The organism is Corynebacterium vitaeruminis, assembly GCF_001054325.1.
In the GTDB taxonomy this organism is placed as follows: domain Bacteria; phylum Actinomycetota; class Actinomycetes; order Mycobacteriales; family Mycobacteriaceae; genus Corynebacterium; species Corynebacterium vitaeruminis_A.
Map to the genome: position 1 here is coordinate 20255 of NZ_JVVM01000006.1, position 16768 is coordinate 37022.

Annotated in this window: 12 protein-coding genes; 10 read left to right on the forward strand and 2 right to left on the reverse strand. The window is 58.1% G+C overall.

Features of this window, described 5'->3' with window-relative positions; genetic code table 11:
• Window positions 1–43: 43 nt before the first annotated feature.
• Window positions 44–580, forward strand: coding sequence for an adenine phosphoribosyltransferase (locus ADA16_RS01300; RefSeq protein ID WP_048758513.1), 537 nt, complete (start codon window positions 44–46; stop codon window positions 578–580).
• 7 nt (window positions 581–587) lie between these two features.
• Window positions 588–2849, forward strand: a complete 2262-nt coding sequence (locus ADA16_RS01305; protein WP_048758514.1) for a RelA/SpoT family protein — start codon at window positions 588–590, stop codon at window positions 2847–2849.
• A 127-nt stretch (window positions 2850–2976) separates the two neighbouring features.
• Here ADA16_RS01305 and ADA16_RS01310 read toward each other — a convergent pair whose 3' ends face one another.
• Window positions 2977–3816: a peptidylprolyl isomerase gene (locus ADA16_RS01310; protein WP_048758665.1), complete on the reverse strand. Its 840-nt coding sequence runs from the start codon at window positions 3814–3816 to the stop codon at window positions 2977–2979.
• Window positions 3817–4107: 291 nt separating this feature from the next.
• On the opposite strand from ADA16_RS01310, the gene ADA16_RS01315 reads away from it, so the two are divergent.
• Window positions 4108–4779 carry an MBL fold metallo-hydrolase gene (locus tag ADA16_RS01315; RefSeq protein ID WP_048758515.1) on the forward strand — a complete coding sequence of 224 codons (672 nt, stop codon included), beginning with the start codon at window positions 4108–4110 and terminating at the stop codon, window positions 4777–4779.
• A 43-nt stretch (window positions 4780–4822) separates the two neighbouring features.
• Window positions 4823–6106, forward strand: a complete 1284-nt coding sequence (gene hisS / locus ADA16_RS01320; protein ID WP_048758516.1) for a histidine--tRNA ligase — start codon at window positions 4823–4825, stop codon at window positions 6104–6106.
• A 58-nt stretch (window positions 6107–6164) separates the two neighbouring features.
• On the opposite strand, the gene ADA16_RS01325 is transcribed toward hisS, so the two are convergent.
• Window positions 6165–7052 carry a neutral zinc metallopeptidase gene (locus ADA16_RS01325; RefSeq protein WP_048758517.1) on the reverse strand — a complete coding sequence of 296 codons (888 nt, stop codon included), beginning with the start codon at window positions 7050–7052 and terminating at the stop codon, window positions 6165–6167.
• A gap of 272 nt (window positions 7053–7324) precedes the next feature.
• Between ADA16_RS01325 and aspS the strand changes: the two genes are divergently transcribed.
• The 6 genes from aspS to mltG all read left to right on the forward strand — a co-directional run bounded on the left by aspS (window position 7325) and on the right by mltG (window position 16767).
• Window positions 7325–9154, forward strand: coding sequence for an aspartate--tRNA ligase (gene aspS / locus ADA16_RS01330; protein ID WP_048758518.1), 1830 nt, complete (start codon window positions 7325–7327; stop codon window positions 9152–9154).
• A gap of 146 nt (window positions 9155–9300) precedes the next feature.
• Window positions 9301–10482, forward strand: coding sequence for a phosphotransferase family protein (locus ADA16_RS01335; protein ID WP_048758519.1), 1182 nt, complete (start codon window positions 9301–9303; stop codon window positions 10480–10482).
• Window positions 10483–10630: 148 nt separating this feature from the next.
• Window positions 10631–11956 carry a replication-associated recombination protein A gene (locus ADA16_RS01340; protein ID WP_239659303.1) on the forward strand — a complete coding sequence of 442 codons (1326 nt, stop codon included), beginning with the start codon at window positions 10631–10633 and terminating at the stop codon, window positions 11954–11956.
• 127 nt (window positions 11957–12083) lie between these two features.
• Window positions 12084–14744: an alanine--tRNA ligase gene (alaS, locus tag ADA16_RS01345; RefSeq protein WP_048758521.1), complete on the forward strand. Its 2661-nt coding sequence runs from the start codon at window positions 12084–12086 to the stop codon at window positions 14742–14744.
• Between the two features lie 36 nt (window positions 14745–14780).
• Window positions 14781–15284 (forward strand): Holliday junction resolvase RuvX, encoded by a 504-nt coding sequence (gene ruvX / locus ADA16_RS01350; protein ID WP_048758522.1) that lies wholly within the window; start codon window positions 14781–14783, stop codon window positions 15282–15284.
• A gap of 256 nt (window positions 15285–15540) precedes the next feature.
• Complete coding sequence (mltG, locus tag ADA16_RS01355; RefSeq protein WP_048758523.1) at window positions 15541–16767, forward strand: endolytic transglycosylase MltG; 1227 nt, start codon at window positions 15541–15543, stop codon at window positions 16765–16767.
• The last annotated feature ends 1 nt before the right edge of the window (window position 16768 follow it).

A 16768-nucleotide genomic window follows, 5' to 3' on the forward strand; every position in this document is an offset into this window, starting at 1 on the left:
GGTACCCGCACTTTTTCTTTTTGCTGAAAAGGAGCTTAAACCTGTGTCGTATGCACACGCGCGAGAGGCATTGGCTGACCAGATTCGCTTGGTGCCCGATTTTCCAGTTGAGGGCGTGCTCTTCGAGGACCTAACGCCGGCGCTTGCCGACGCCACGACGTTCAACCTGATTGTGGACGAGATTGCCGCCAAGGTAGAGGAATTCGGGGCTGATGTCATCGGCAGTCTTGATGCGCGTGGATTCCTGTTGGGTTCTGCGGTGGCATACAAGCTCGGACTGGGGGTGCTCGCTATTCGTAAGAAGGGCAAGCTGCCACCGCCGGTGCTGACAGAAACCTATGACCTGGAATATGGCACAGCAGCATTGGAGATTCCGGCGAGTGGGATTGAGCTGAAGGGCAAGAAAACTGTGCTTGTCGACGATGTGTTGGCAACCGGTGGCACCCTTTGTGCAGCCCGCGCACTGTTGGAGTCAGCTGGTGTAGAAGTAACCGGGCTGTGCACTGTGCTTGAGGTCGAAGGCCTAGGAGCTCGAGAAAAGCTTGCCGACCTGCCTCTGTACGTGGTTAATAAGGGGTGATTGAGCGATGGCTGAAGGGCCCGCACGCCGTTATGGTGCTCGATTAGCGCGAAGCCTTACCGGTAACAGGACGAAGACTCGCCCGGTGCTAGATCCGCTTGTTGCGGTGCATCGACAGGTGCATCCGCGCGCAGATGTGGCTGTGCTCCAGCGTGCCTACGATACCGCCGAGCGCCTTCACGACGGCGTGTACCGGAAATCCGGCGAGCCATACATCACCCACCCGCTTGCAGTCGCCACTATTGCCGCCGAAATTGGCATGGATACGACCACGCTGGTGGCGGCTCTGCTGCACGACACAGTTGAGGATACCGATTACACGCTGGAAGACCTGGAGCGGGACTTCGGGCCAGAAGTCGCGCGACTGGTCGACGGCGTGACCAAACTGGACAAGGTTGCATTGGGCTCCGCCGCCGAGGCAGAGACCGTGCGCAAGATGATTATCGCCATGAGTCAGGACCCCCGCGTGCTGGTTATCAAGGTGGCTGATCGGCTGCACAATATGCGCACCATGCGGTTCCTGCCTCCCGAGAAGCAAGCGAAGAAAGCCCGCGAGACTCTTGAGGTAATCGCGCCGCTGGCGCACCGCCTGGGTATGGCCAGCGTGAAGTGGGAGCTGGAAGATCTCTCTTTCGCTATTTTGTACCCGAAGAAGTACGACGAAATCGTCCGACTTGTCGCTGACCGAGCTCCACAACGCGACCGGTACATCCAGGAAGTCTCTGAGCTAATCCAGAAGGATTTAAAGGAGTCTCATATTGCTGCCGAGGTCCAGGGCAGGCCAAAGCACTACTGGTCGATTTATCAGAAGATGATTGTCCGAGGTCACGAGTTCGACGAGATTTTTGACCTGGTTGGACTCCGTGTCCTGGTGGACACGACAAAGGACTGCTACGCCGCCATGGGCGCCGTCCACTCCCTGTTCAAGCCTATGCCGGGACGATTCAAGGACTATATTTCCGCGCCTCGTTTCGGGGTTTACCAGTCGCTGCACACAACGGTGATTGGCCCTGGCGGTTCGCCTCTGGAAGTGCAGATTCGCACCCATGAGATGCACTACAACGCCGAGTACGGAATTGCCGCGCACTGGCGCTACAAGGAAACAAAGGGCTCTCACAAGGGAGATTCCGCCGAAGTCGACCAGATGGCGTGGATGCGTCAGCTGCTGGATTGGCAGCGCGAGGCCGCGGACCCCAACGAATTCCTGGACTCCCTGCGCTACGACCTCTCAGTTACCGAAATTTTTGCGTTCACGCCTAAGGGCGATGTCATCACTTTGCCCGCGGACTCCACGCCGGTCGACTTTGCCTACGCGGTTCACACTGAGGTTGGCCACCGCTGCATTGGTGCCAAAGTCAACGGCAAGTTGGTGGCGTTGGAATCACCGCTAAAAACCGGTGACCGCGTCGAGATTTTCACGTCCAAGGATGCCCATTCTGGTCCGTCCAAGGACTGGGAGAAGTTCGTTAAAACTCCTCGTGCGCGGGCAAAGATTCGCCAGTGGTTTGCCAAGGAGCGACGCGAGGAGGCACTCGATGCCGGACGCGATGCGCTGGCGGCAGAGGTACAGCGCGGTGGTCTGCCGATGCACCGCCTGTTCACCCCGGCTTCCATCAAGCAGATTGCCTCCGAGCTGCACTATGCGGATGTCGACGCGCTCTATACCGCGATTGGTAAGGGGCAGGTATCGGCTCAGCATGTGACGCACCGTCTGATGGCGCAGTTCTCGAGCACAGACGATGCCGAAGAGCAGCTGGTCTCGCGCACTCCGATTTCGAAGATGAGTGTGCACGATACTCCGCGTCGCGCCGACAGCACCGGCGTGCTTGTGGAGGGCAGTGCGGATATGGCAGCCAAGTTGGCCAAATGCTGTACACCGGTGCCTGGCGATGCCATCTTTGGTTTCGTCACCCGCGGTGGCGGTGTCAGCGTGCACCGCACGGATTGCACCAATGCGGAAAAACTCCACCAGGAGCCCGAGCGCATTATCGAGGTTTCTTGGGCGACAGATTCCTCCGGCGCAGTGTTCATGGTCACGGTACAAATCGAAGCGCTCGACCGCCACGGGTTGCTCTCGGAGATCACTCGCGTGTTCTCCGATCAGAAGGTCTCAATCCTGTCGACGTCCTCTCATACCTCCGATGACCGCGTAGCTGTGATGCGTTTTAGCTTTGAAGTCTCAGATACCAAGCAGATGGGCTATATCATCAACATTTTGCGCGGTGTCGAGGGAGTCTTCGATGTTTACCGCATTACTTCTGGTCAGTAGTCGCTTTACGACGGGACAGTGCTTTCAGTAAACAGGACGAAGGCGAGCCAGAACTTGAAAAGGACCAAGGTGAAATACCTTGGCCCTTTTAAAGCTGATCAACTTTTTAATCAGTTACTGGAGTCAGTTACTTGACCTCTGCCTTCTCAATACGGACTTCCATGGCTGGCTTACCGTCGGAGGTGTCGCCACCTTCGATGCCGTTCTTGGCAATGTCCGCAACCGTCTTGGTGCCCTCGTCAGTCATGGAGCCGAGCAGGGTGTACTGCGGAGGCAGCTGAGAATCTGCCCAGTTGAGGAAGAATTGGCTGCCGTTGGCATCCGGGTCGCCCGGGTTTGCCATGGCAATGGAGCCCTTCGGGTACACCAGCGGGGTATTCTGATCCAGACCGGAGTCCTTGACCGGCCACTCGCCTGCGAACTTGAAGCCCGGGCCACCGGTACCGGTACCAGTCGGGTCACCACACTGCAGCACGTTCAGGCCACCGCCGGTAATACGGTGGCACACAGTGTCGTTAAAGTAGTTGGACTTGGCCATGTGCTCAATCGCATTGACACCGCAAGGTGAAATAGCGCGATCCAGCTCCATCGGGATGTCGCCCTGGTTAGTCTTCAAGGTAATGGTTACCGTGCCGGTGGCTGGAACGTTGTCGGCCGCTGGCTTGTCGATGTCCTTCGATGCCTCACCATCATCCGGGTAAGCACAGGTCACGGTCTCCGAAAGCGGGGAGGAGCGCTTCATCGGAACTTTTTCACCGCTGACGGGAGTAGCCGTGAGAGCTGCAGGTTCGACCGGAGTTGTCGATTCGTCAGCGGCCTCATTGTCGTCAGCGCCGCCAGCTGTGGTCAACAGGTAGATGCCGCCACCGATAAAGAGCAGGATTGCCAAGGTGGTAACGACAACGCCCAGTGGCTTCAGTTTCTCGGCGCGGGCACGGCGCTTAAGTTCGCGCTCGAGCGTCCGCATCGCATCTTTGCGCCTTTGCTCATTATTGGCCACTAGTCTCTCTCCGTATCTCTTAGTCATCTAGTGCCGGTGACGGAACACCAGCGGACGATTTTGCCCATAGATAGTGACCGAGTTTGAGGTGAAAGCTCAGTCGGTCACCGTCGCGTACACAATCGACCATTATGCCCGGAGTCGCTTCTCATTTGCGAGATGACAGGCCAAGGAGCTGTTGGGAAAGGGATTGCGGCCCATTCTAGGAAAGCCCTAATACGCCGCCAGGGGCTGTTGAGAATCGATAGAATGTGCGCTATGGAGATATTTGGTTTTGCAGCCGGCCCTTTTCAGACCAACTGCTATGTGGCAACCGGCGCTCCGGAGATGGACGACTTGGCTACCCCGTGCGTAATTATTGACCCGGGCATGGGGGCACTTGAAGTTGTGCGCACTGAGGTTGAGAAACGAAATTGGAAGCCGGAGGCAATTCTGCTGACCCATGGCCATATCGACCACATCCGCGATGTTGCGGAGGCCGCCGACTTCTGGGATATCCCCGTCTTCATTCACGAAAGCGACAATGTGTTGCTGGCCAACCCGAACCTCGGCGGTTCCTCCTTCGGGCACCTATTTAACGTGGACGCTATGGAAGCCTATACAAAGGCCGATTTCTTCGATGATGGCGAGGAAGTAAAGTGGGCAGGGTTGAATTTCGAAGTCATTCACGCACCGGGTCACTCTCCGGGATGCGTGATGCTGCGCGCTTCTGATGGTGAAGATGAGATTGTTTTCAGCGGCGACGTCCTCTTTAAGGGGGCTATCGGTCGCGTTGATTTGCCGGGCAGTAGTCCGGAGCAGATGCAGCAGTCTCTGAGGGATAAGGTTCTACCGCTGGCGGATGACCTGATGATTCTTCCGGGACATGGCTCCGCATCGTCGATAGGCGAGGAGCGCGCGACCAACCCGTTCCTGCAAAACCTCACCTAGCCTGGCTGACACGTTGTGAGAGTCGGCAGGTAGAGTTAGCGGAGTGAACTCTAGCCAGAAGCCAAAGAAGTTGAAGCCATTCTCCGCGCCCAAGGGCGTGCCGGATTATGTCCCGCCAGTCTCGCGCGAATTCGAGGCGGTGCGGAACTCGTTCCAGCACCGTGCACGACTTGCGGGCTACGAGCACATTGAGCTGCCAATCTTCGAGGAAACAGGGCTTTTTGCTCGTGGTGTAGGAGAATCGACGGACGTCGTCACCAAGGAGATGTACACGTTCGCCGACCGCGGCGATCGCTCTGTCACTCTGCGCCCGGAGGGTACCGCTGGTGTGATGCGCGCGGTCATTGAGCACAATCTCGACCGCGGTCAGCTGCCGGTCAAGCTGTCCTACGCTGGTCCTTTCTTCCGTTACGAGCGTCCACAGGCGGGCCGCTACCGTCAGTTGCAGCAGGTAGGCGTCGAGGCAATTGGCATTGATGATCCAGCATTGGACGCTGAGGTCATCGCGCTTGCCGACGCATGTTTCCGCGGCATCGGCCTGGAGGGTTTCCGCCTTGAGTTGACCAGCCTCGGTGACAACACCTGTCGTCCTGAATATCGTGCTAAGCTGCAGGAATTCCTGTTTGAGCTGCCGCTGGATGAGGAAACTCGCCACCGCGCAAACATCAACCCGCTGCGCGTTCTCGATGACAAGCGTCCGGAAATGCAGGACATGCTTGCCGACGCGCCACTGATGCTCGACCACCTTTCGGACAGCGCTCGCAATCACTTTGAATCGGTGACTGGGCTGCTGGATGACATGAAGGTGCCCTATGTCATCAATCCGCGCATGGTGCGCGGCCTGGACTATTACACCAAAACCTGCTTCGAGTTTGTTCACGATGGTCTTGGTGCTCAGTCGGGTATCGGTGGCGGTGGCCGCTACGACGGGCTGATGGCGCAGCTCGGCGGTCAAGAGCTGTCCGGAATTGGCTTTGGTTTGGGCGTGGACCGTGCACTGCTCGCACTGGAAGCAGAGGGCAAGCAGGCCAGCGATGGTCGACGCGTTGACGTCTATGGTGTTGCGCTCGGTGAAGAAGCCGCTCACGCTATGGCGGTGCAGATTAATCTGCTGCGCCAAGCGGGTATCCGCGCTGATATGTCCTACGGTGGCCGCGGCCTGAAGGGGGCGATGAAGGGCGCTGATCGCGCTGGAGCTCGATTTGCGTTGGTGCTCGGTGAGTCTGAGCTAGCCGCGGGCGAGGTCCAGCTGAAGAACCTCGAGTCCCACGAGCAGCACGCAGTCGCACTTGATGCGCTGGTGCAGGAATTGCAGTCGCGTATCTAAGCAGTTGCCCATCTACTAGGCGTGTAGCTTTTAGACGTGCGGCTGCTGAGTGAAGGGGTTAGCGGTAGACGCCACGGCCAAGGGTGTCGCACTGCGCCATCTTGCCGGATTTGTAGCCGGTGAGGAATGCCTTCGTACGCTGCTCAGCCGAGCCGTGGGTCCAGGAGTCTGGCTGGACACCACCGCCAGAATGCTGCTGGATGGTGTCATCACCAATGGCCTTCGTAGTTTTCAGGGCATCGGAGACCTGCTCGTCGGAAAGCGGCTCGAGGATAGCGTCCGGCCCCTTGTCCGCGTAATGAGCCCAGATGCCCGCGTAGCAGTCTGCCTGCAGCTCAATCTTTACGGCATCGGAATCGGGGCCAGGCTCATTGTAGTTACTGCGGCCGAGCGTACCCTCCAACTTTTGGATATGGTGACCGAATTCGTGGGCTACGACATACTCCTGTGCGAGCGGGCCGTTGCCTCCGCCCATGCGCTCCAGAGTGTTAAAGAAGTCAGTATCGAAGTAAGCCGTCTGGTCGGCGGGGCAGTAGAAGGGGCCGGTGGACGATGACGCCGCGCCACAGCCCGACTGAGTGGAGCCTTCAAAGAGGACTAGGCCTGGGTTTGTGTACTTGATGCCGGCCTGTGCGGGGAGTTGCTCCGCCCAGACCTGGTCGACGGAAATGCCAGTAAATTCCATCCGGCAATCGATACGGCTGTTGGCGTCTTCGCCGGTCTTGCAGGGATCCTCACCAGGGGGCTGCTGTGCGGTCTGCGAGGACTGGTTGTTCTGGGCGCCGGTCAGCTGACCCAGCTGTCCCGGATCGCCGCCGAGAAGTAAGTACAGGCCAATGAGGACAAGGCCGCCGATGCCGCCACCGCCTACCGCAATAGCGCGGCCCCCACCCGAGCGTCGCTCGGCACGGGCCGAGCTCTTTTGGAAGTCATTCCGGAAGGTCATAGGAATAAGACTATTGCATCAGGTGCAGAAAACGGACTATTGAATAAAGCTCGGCAAGAAATGTCCGCGTGTAAGTCAGTGTGAAGGTTCACGAAGATCTTGGCGTAAGTGAATACGCGAAGCCCGAGGTAGACCCGAGGCGATGGCCGGCAGAAGGCAAAAGAACCGGGGTCTTCTTCTCACCTTTATGGCTTCAAGGTAGACTACACGGACGAAACCGCTATCTACAGCGTTAATCCCTATAGCACCAATTTTGGAAGGACCAATTCGCAGTGCTTCGTACGCATCTTGCCGGAGACCTCCGCGCTGACCTCGCCGGCAGCACAGTAACCCTGACCGGTTGGGTAGGACGCCGCCGCGACCACGGTGGCGTGATCTTCATTGACATGCGTGACCGCTCTGGTTACGCCCAGGTCGTGTTCCGCAACAGCGAAGTTGCTGAGCGTGCACACCACCTGCGCAGTGAGTACTGCATTCAGGTCACCGGTGTCGTGGAGAAGCGTCCGGAGGGCTCCGAGAACCCGAACCTGGCATCGGGTGAAATTGAGGTCAATGTCACGGAGCTGACTATCCTCAACGAGTCTGCTGCACTGCCGTTCCAGCTCGAGGATGTTGGAACATCTGGCACTGTTGGCGAAGAAGCTCGCCTGAAGTACCGCTACCTGGACCTGCGCCGTGAAGGCCCGGCCAAGATTATGCGTCTTCGTGCTGCAGTAAACCGCGCTGCACGCAAGGTGCTGGACAGCCACGATTTCACTGAGATTGAGACCCCGACGCTGACTCGCTCTACTCCGGAGGGTGCTCGTGACTTTGTGGTGCCGGCTCGTCTGAAGCCGGGTACCTTCTACGCACTGCCGCAGTCTCCGCAGCTTTTCAAGCAGCTGCTGATGGTGGCTGGCATGGAGCGTTACTACCAGATTGCTCGTTGCTACCGCGATGAGGACTTCCGCGCTGACCGCCAGCCGGAGTTCACCCAGCTCGACGTTGAGATGAGCTTCGCCGAACAGGACGATGTCATTGCACTGGCAGAAGAGATTCTGGTCGCTATCTTCGCAGAGGCCGGTGTCACTGTTCAGACTCCGATTCCGCGCATGACCTTCAAGGAGGCCATGGAGAAGTACGGCTCTGACAAGCCGGATCTGCGCTTCGACATTCCGCTGGTGGAGTGCACCGAGTTCTTTAAGGACACCACTTTCCGCGTCTTCCAGAATGACTATGTCGGTGCGGTCGTGATGGAGGGAGGCGCATCGCAGCCGCGTCGCCAGCTCGACGCGTGGCAGGACTGGGCCCGTCAGCGCGGTGCCAAGGGTCTGGCCTACATTCTCGTCGGTGAGGACGGCACGCTGGGTGGCCCGGTGGCTAAGAACATCACTGATGCAGAGCGAGAAGGCATCGCGGAGCACGTCGGCGCCAAGCCGGGCGACTGCATTTTCTTCGCCGCAGGTGATGCCAAGAGCTCCCGTGCACTACTCGGTGCCGCTCGTGGCGAGATTGCCAAGAAGCTCGGCCTGATTAAGGAAGGCGACTGGGCATTCACCTGGGTTGTCGATGCACCGCTGTTTGAGCCGGCTGCCGATGCTACCGCTTCTGGCGATGTGGCCCTGGGCCACTCCCAGTGGACTGCTGTTCACCATGCCTTCACCTCGCCGAAGCCAGAGCACATGGATACCTTCGACAAGGATCCGGGTAACGCACTGGCTTACGCCTACGACATTGTCTGCAACGGTAATGAAATTGGTGGCGGCTCCATTCGTATTCACCGTCCAGATGTCCAGAAGCGCGTCTTTGATGTCATGGGCATCGGTGAGGAAGAGGCACAGGAGCAGTTCGGCTTCCTGCTGGACGCCTTCCAGTACGGCGCTCCGCCGCACGGTGGTATCGCATTCGGTTGGGACCGTATCGTTTCCCTGCTGGCCGGCGTTGACTCCATTCGCGAAGTTATCGCCTTCCCGAAGTCCGGCGGCGGCGTCGACCCGTTGACCGACGCTCCGACTCCGATTACCGCTCAGCAGCGCAAGGAGACCGGTATCGACTTTAAGCCAAAGCCAAAGACTAAGGCTGACACCGCTAAAGCAGCAGCCGACGCAGGCGACAGCAAGTAAACAAAGAAATCACATTGCGAGGAATTTGATTCGCCACTCCAGCGTGAACAGCGCAAGTGGGTCAATTCCTCCTAACGGAGGCAATACGGGCCACACCACACCAGCCATATCGCCTGACTGAAACTGGCTCATTGAAAGGGCATTCAATGGAGTACTCGGCCGACGCTGCAGCAGAAGTTGACAGTGTAGTTAAAGATGCAGAGACACTGCTTTCCGCACGATTCGGCGGTACCCCAATGCTGTCGGATCCAGAAGTACTTACAGGCCAGTCAAACGCCCTTGTTATTCGCGTACGGGTCGCCACAAACCCGTTCATGCAGGAACGCACGGTCGTCGTAAAGCAGATTCCTGGGACTACTGACGGCGTCGATCCTGCGGTTCTACGGGAAGTCGTGGCGTACCAGTTCATCAATACGCTGCCTGACGACGTCCGCCCGGGACCGCAGCTGCTTGCCTACGATGTTTCAAAACAGCTGCTGGTCCTCAGTGACGTCGGAGTCGTGGACACTCTGGCGGACGTTCTTTTCCGTGGCGATGAAGAACGACGCCTGCGGGCATTCCGCAGCCTCGGTGCCTCGTTGGGGCGGATGCACATTCACACACATACTCGCGAAGATGGTTTTGAAACTCTGCGTCGCCGTATGTGGGTGAAGAACAAAGTTGATCGTGAAGCGCTTGAAGCCCGGGACCATGGGATTGTTTCTGCAATTCGCTTTGGCATGCGGGCTATTGAGGGTTCCGGTATGCCTGTTCCCGACGCTGTGCGCTCTTTCGGTGAGGACGCCGCTCGTCGAATCGAAAAGGGCACGCATCGGGCATTTACGCCGTTCGATCTCGCCCCGGACAACATTCTGCTGGCGGACAAGGTTCAGTTCCTCGACTACGAGTGGGCAGGCTACCGCGACGTTATCTTCGACGTGGCTAGTGTAGTTGCAGGCTTTCCACTGCATGTCTTCGTGGAACGTCCCTCGGAGGCAGAGGTCGATGCCTTTGTCCGCGCATGGATGGAAGAGATTCGTGATTACTGGTATCGCGGAATCAACGACCGCCGTATGATGGCGTTCATTGCCGCGGCGTTGCTCGGTTGGCTGTTCATCTCCGCCACGGTCTCGTTCTTCGGTTCCCCGAAGGAAGCTCTGTGGGTAGGCCATGAAGGGCGCACCGACTTGAACCCCAAGGTGGGGGGTTCCGCACTGGAGAGGCGCGACATGGCCAATACCGCCCGCGCCATTGCACAGTTTGCGCATAAGTGCGAGGACGATCGCGCCGCCGAGCTGGAACAGTTCGCGCATGCAGTCATTGATTTCTTAGAAGAAGAGGAAGGCTAGGGCACACGTGGCGGATCCGAACAAGCTGCCGACAGGCGGTGCAAACGGCTCCGCCGATGACGCGCCAGGGCTTTTCGACGAGCCTTCGGTCACCAACCCCGCGGGGGCCAAGAGCACAGATCGGGGTGCAGGCTCAGGAAGCTTCGGTGTGAACTCCGACGCGAGCGCCTACTTCCATCCGGGCGCACATGCGCCACTGGCGGTTCGTATGCGACCGCGGAACCTCGATGAGGTCGTCGGTCAAGACCATCTTCTGGCCCCCGGAACGCCGTTGCGCCGTCTGGTCGAAGGCGGTGGCGACACCTCCGTTATCTTGTTTGGTCCTCCCGGGACAGGCAAGACCACTCTTGCCAGTTTGATTTCCTCGGCGACCGGCCGACATTTTGAAGCGCTTTCCGCCCTCAACGCTGGAGTGAAGGAAGTGCGTGCGGTTATCGACACCGCCAGACGGACACTTGTCAATGAGGGTGTTCAAACTGTGCTCTTCATCGACGAGGTGCACCGCTTCTCGAAGACGCAACAGGATGCCTTGCTGGGTGCCGTGGAAAACCGGATTGTCCTACTCGTTGCGGCAACGACGGAAAATCCATCGTTCTCAGTGGTGTCCCCGCTGCTCAGTCGATCGCTTCTGTTACAGCTGCAGCCACTCGATGACGAAGCCGTCGGCACGCTCATTGATCGAGCGCTTACTGATGAGCGCGGCCTCAATGGTCGCGTCAGCATGACGGACGACGCTCGTAAACAACTCATTGCGCTGGCTGCAGGAGACGCCCGACGTTCCCTCACGTACTTGGAGGCTGCCGCAGAAGCTGTGGCGGATGGCAAACAGATTACTGCTGAGTCGCTTGCCAAATCAATCAACCGTGCCGTCGTTCGCTATGACCGTGATGGGGACCAGCATTACGACGTCACCAGCGCTTTTATTAAGTCTGTGCGCGGATCTGATGTAGATGCTGCGCTGCATTATTTGGCCAGGATGATTGAAGGTGGGGAGGACCCACGGTTTATTGCTCGCCGTATCGTCATCCTGGCCAGCGAAGACATTGGTATGGCAGACCCGACTGCCTTGCAAACTGCCGTCGCCGCGGCGCAGGCCGTTGCCTTGATCGGCATGCCAGAAGCTCGGCTGACGCTGGCACAGGCGACGATTCACCTGGCCACGGCACCGAAGTCGAATTCGGTCATAAACGCGATCGACGGGGCGTTGAAGGATGTTCGTTCCGGGAAGACAGGCCCGGTTCCTCCGCATTTGCGCGACGGACATTACAGCGGGGCTAAGGATCTAGGCCACGCGGTTGACTACATCTACCCGCACAATGACCCCATGGGGGTCGTTGCTCAGCAGTATCCGCCAGATCAGTTGGTAAACACTGACTATTTTGTCCCGTCCAACCACGGCCGAGAAAACGGGATGGCGGAGTATCTAGGACGCATTCGCCGGATTGTCAGGGGGAGACGCCGGAAATCAAAGTAGGCGGCGTTAAAAGGGGCCGTGTGTCATCGGCGGGGTGGTTTTAAAGTTGCCCGAACCGAGCGGGTAGACTGCTAATTTTGTATTAAACATCTCGGACGCTCGACGTGAAACGAGGAATTAGAACACCGTGCAGACTCATGAAATTCGAAATCGCTTTATCCAGCATTTCGTGAAGGCGGGACACACCGAGGTCCCCAGTGCCTCCCTGGTTTTGGATGACCCGAACCTGCTGTTCGTTAACGCCGGTATGGTGCCGTTCAAGCCCTACTTCCTCGGCAATGAGACTCCGGACTTCTCGACCGCGACTTCGATTCAGAAGTGCGTGCGCACACTGGACATTGAAGAGGTGGGTATCACCACTCGTCACAACACCTTTTTCCAGATGGCGGGTAACTTCTCGTTCGGAAATTACTTCAAGGAAGGTGCCATTACTCACGCCTGGAGCCTTCTGACCGGCTCTGTTGAGGATGGCGGCTTTGGCATCCCGGCAGAGAAGCTGTGGGTAACGGTCTTCCTCGATGATGACGAGGCCCATGACATTTGGCACAAGAAGGTTGGTGTGCCAGCGGAGCGTATTCAACGCCGAGGCATGGCTGACAACTACTGGTCCATGGGTGTTCCGGGCCCGTGTGGTCCGTGCTCGGAGATCTTCTACGACCGCGGTCCAGAGTACGGTGCCGATGGTGGCCCAGAGGCTGATGAGGATCGCTACATCGAGATTTGGAACCTCGTCTTCATGGAAAATGAGCGTGGCGAGGGGACAGGCAAGGATTCTTTCGAGATTCTTGGCCCACTGCCGAAGAAGAACATCGATACCGGTATGGGTATCGAGCGCGTTGCCTTCCTGCTACAGGGCGTCGACAACGTTTACGAAACCGACCTGCTGCGTCCGGTTATCGACGAGGCGGAAAAGCTCACTGGTTCGAAGTACAGCTCGAACCACCAGGACAACATCCGCTTCCGCGTCATCGCTGACCACAGCCGAACCGGCTTGATGCTCATGCTTGACGGCGTCACCCCGTCAAACTCCGATCGCGGTTATATCCTGCGTCGCCTTCTGCGTCGCATTATCCGCTCTGCACGCTTGCTCGGTGCTAATGGTCCGGTGCTGGAGAAGCTTATTGGTGTCGCTGCTGAGACCATGACTCCGTCCTACCCAGAGATCGCGGAGAACTGGAACCGTATTCGCCGCGTGGCTGTCGCCGAGGAGAAGACTTTCACCAAGACGCTGTCCGCCGGTGAAGAGCTGTTCGAGCGCGCTGCCACCAAGGCTAAGGCAGAGGGTAAAACTGTTCTGTCCGGTCACGATGCCTTCACTCTGCATGACACTCACGGCTTCCCAATCGACCTGACCATCGAGATGGCCGAAGAAGCTGGTCTGACGATCGACCGCGAGGAATTCGACCGCGAGATGGCAGAGCAGCGGGCCCGCGCAAAGGCTGACAGCCAGGCGAAGAAGCAGTCTCACACTGATCTGCACGTCTACCGCGAGTTCATCGATGAGCACCCAACGTCCTTCACTGGTTACGATCGGCTTGCCGACGAGTCCACGATTCTCGGCATCATTGCCGATGGCCAGAAGCAGGCCTTTGCCGCAGAAGGCGATGAGATTGAGGTTATTCTCGACCGCACTCCGCTTTACGCCGAGGCCGGCGGTCAGCTGGCTGACCGCGGCCGCATCGTGACTGATTCCGGCGCTGTGGTTCACATTAACGATGTCCAAAAGGTGGGCAAGAAGCTGTGGCTGCACAAGGGCATCGTCACCGCCGGCGAGTTCACCCCGGGAGTGTCCGCTGAAGCTTTGGTCGATGAACAATGGCGACACGGTGCTCGTCAGGCGCACACTGCCACTCACCTGATTCACGGTGCGCTGCGCCAGGTACTGGGTGATACAGCGACTCAGGCTGGTTCCATGAATAAGCCGGGTTACCTCCGCTTTGACTTCAAGTACGGTGACCAGCTCACACCGGAACAGCTCCGCGAGATTGAGCAGATTACCAATGAGGCTGTCGACAACGACTGGGCTGTCAATACTGCCGAGATGCCTTTAGAAGAGGCCAAGGCAGCCGGTGCCATGGCATTGTTCAATGAGAACTACGGCGACGTCGTTCGTGTTGTGGAGGTCGGTGGCCCGTTCTCGATTGAGCTGTGTGGCGGTACCCACGTTTCGCACTCCTCGCAGATTGGTCCGGTGGCCGTGCTGGGCGAGTCTTCCGTCGGATCGGGCGTGCGCCGCATTGAGGCCTACTCGGGTATGGATTCCTTCCGATACCTGTCCACTGAGCGCCTCTTGGCTGAGCGACTGGCCACTGAATTCAAGGCTCCGTCTGCTGAGCTGCCAGACCGCATCGCAGCATTGGCTGAGAAGCTAAAGGCTGCAGAAAAGCAGCTCGCTGATTTCAAGGCGGGACAGCTGCTAGCTAATGCTGCGTCTCACCTTGAGTCCGCTCGCACCATCGGCGATGTCACCTACCTCGGCCTTCAGCTTCCCGACGGCACGGAGATGAAGGACATCCGTTCGCTGGCTAATGACCTGTCGAAGCGCCTCGCAGATCGCCCAAGTGTCATTGCGTTGGTTTCCAGCGCTGGCGGCAAGGTTCCATTTGTGGCCTCGGTTTCGGCTGAAGCCGTCGATCGCGGTATTAAGGCCGGCGACCTGGTTAAGCTGATGGGCGCCGAGGTCGGCGGTAAGGGCGGCGGTAAGCCGGCGATGGCACAGGGCTCCGGCTCTGATGCCTCCGGTATCGATGCAGCATTGGCCGCTGTTGAGGCCGAACTGTCCAAGTAGCTGATGACGGCTGTGCTATCGGAAGAGCGGTGAACAATGGCTAAGCCCCGCATTGATACCCCCGGTCAGGATGACCCCGGTCGGGGACGGCGGCTCGGAATCGACGTCGGCGATGTCCGCGTTGGTGTCGCGGTCTCTGACCCTGACTGTATCCTGGCCACACCAGTTGAGACAGTCACTCGAGCAACGGGGCGTAAGGACCCTGATGGGCCGGATATTGATCGGCTCGTGGAACTGGCCACTGAATTTGAGGTCGTTGAAATCGTTGTCGGCATGCCCCTTATGCTCGACGGCTCATTCGGGACTTCTGCTCGAAAAGCTACTGATGTCGGGTTCCGTCTGCAGCGCCGACTCGGTGACCGTGTCGTAGTACATTACGCCGACGAGCGCATGACGACGGTAATGGCACAGTCGAGGCTGCATGCAGCTGGTATTGACGTTAAGTCTGGGCGGCAGGTCATCGACCAGGCAGCGGCAGTAGAAATTTTGCAGTCCTGGCTGGACAGCCGGTCAAAAGCCTTGGACGCAAAAGCAGACTAGGGGCACACAAAAGTTACCGAAAGGTGACAATTCCCCCACCTTTGCGCAATTATAAAGTGTGTAATGCCTTAGCACGTTACAGCGTGCAAGGGATGTGAAAGTTGAAGTGGCGAATCACACCTACGCCGCAACCTAGCGCTACGACTTCGTCGTGAAGCTACGTTGCACCGGTCGTTATTAGTGGCGTGTCCTCCCCAAACGGGGCGACTCCTGCTGATACCGATGGGAGAGTGGGCCGCATTCGAGGAGATTATTGATGAGTAAAGACGCGCAGACCGCGCGCCGCACCGATAGCGGCGGTACCGACCGGAACCGCTCTGGTGCTCGCAGCGGCGGGGCAAGGCCTCGGGTTCGTCACCGCCAGACAGCAGTGGCAATCAATGTGACTTCTGTCCTGTTATGCGTGTTAGTCCTCGGAGTGATTGGCATTGTGTGGAGCCGAGGTGGCATTGTCGATGACTACGATGGAAACGCCGAAGGTCCAATGACCATCGTTGAGGTAACTGAAGGCACGTCACTTACCGATTTGTCCAACCAGTTGGTGGAAAGTGGCGTCGTCAAGTCTTCGCATGCATTCATCCAGGCAGCGAATGAAAACTCCCATTCCAATGAATTGCAACCTGGTTTCTACCGTCTCCACCAGCGAATGAAGGCCGACGATACTGTCGAGGCTCTACTGGACGTCGAAAATCAGGTCGGTACCGTTGACATTCCGACTGGTGCTCGCTTTGCCGATACCCGCATTGTGTCCTCTTCGGACGTGCGTAAGGGCATTTTCTCGCTTATTTCCGAGGCCACTTGTATTGAGGACGATGACTGTGTGTCCAAGGCTGAGCTCGAACGTGCTGCCAGTGAAACCGATTTGGCAGCACTCGGTGTTCCAGAATGGGCACAGGACGCGGTAGCAGCGCGTGGCAATGACCCTCGTCGTCTGGAGGGGCTCATTACGCCGGGTATTCACCACCTCGACCCGCAGCAGACCCCTGAAGAAATGCTGGCTAAGTTGGTCAAGGAGTCGGTGAAGAACTACGAGAGCACAGGTCTCTTGGCTTCTGCGGACATGGTTGGGCTGTCTCCCTACGAACTGATTACCGCAGCTTCGTTGATTCAGATGGAGTCTCCGGATGGCGACTTCGATAAGGTTGCTCGCGTTATTCTTAACCGCCTGGATGAGCCGATGCAGCTGCAGTTTGACTCGACAGTCAACTATGACCTGCCGGATCAGGAAATTGCGACCACGGATGAGGACCGCGCGCGCGAGACCGCGTGGAATACTTACGCCAAGGAGGGGCTGCCCGAAACCCCAATTGCTTCACCGTCTATCGAGGCGATTCGTGCCATGGAGAATCCGGCTGACGGCACCTGGCTGTACTTTGTCACGGTGGACAAGGAAGGCAACACCGTCTTTAGTACGACCTTCGAAGAACACGAGGCCGCTATCGCTGAGTCACGCCGCAATGGCGTGCTGGATTCCAACCGTTAAG

What these genes read in the sequence shown, in the direction of transcription:
- ADA16_RS01335 (WP_048758519.1), top strand. Translation starts at nt 9,301, where the DNA reads ATGGAGTACTCGGCCGACGCTGCAGCAGAAGTTGACAGTGTAGTTAAA.
- ADA16_RS01305 (WP_048758514.1), top strand. Translation starts at nt 588, where the DNA reads ATGGCTGAAGGGCCCGCACGCCGTTATGGTGCTCGATTAGCGCGAAGC.
- ADA16_RS01315 (WP_048758515.1), top strand. Translation starts at nt 4,108, where the DNA reads ATGGAGATATTTGGTTTTGCAGCCGGCCCTTTTCAGACCAACTGCTAT.
- ruvX (WP_048758522.1), top strand. Translation starts at nt 14,781, where the DNA reads ATGGCTAAGCCCCGCATTGATACCCCCGGTCAGGATGACCCCGGTCGG.
- ADA16_RS01310 (WP_048758665.1), bottom strand. Translation starts at nt 3,816, where the DNA reads ATGCGGACGCTCGAGCGCGAACTTAAGCGCCGTGCCCGCGCCGAGAAA.
- mltG (WP_048758523.1), top strand. Translation starts at nt 15,541, where the DNA reads ATGAGTAAAGACGCGCAGACCGCGCGCCGCACCGATAGCGGCGGTACC.
- ADA16_RS01325 (WP_048758517.1), bottom strand. Translation starts at nt 7,052, where the DNA reads ATGACCTTCCGGAATGACTTCCAAAAGAGCTCGGCCCGTGCCGAGCGA.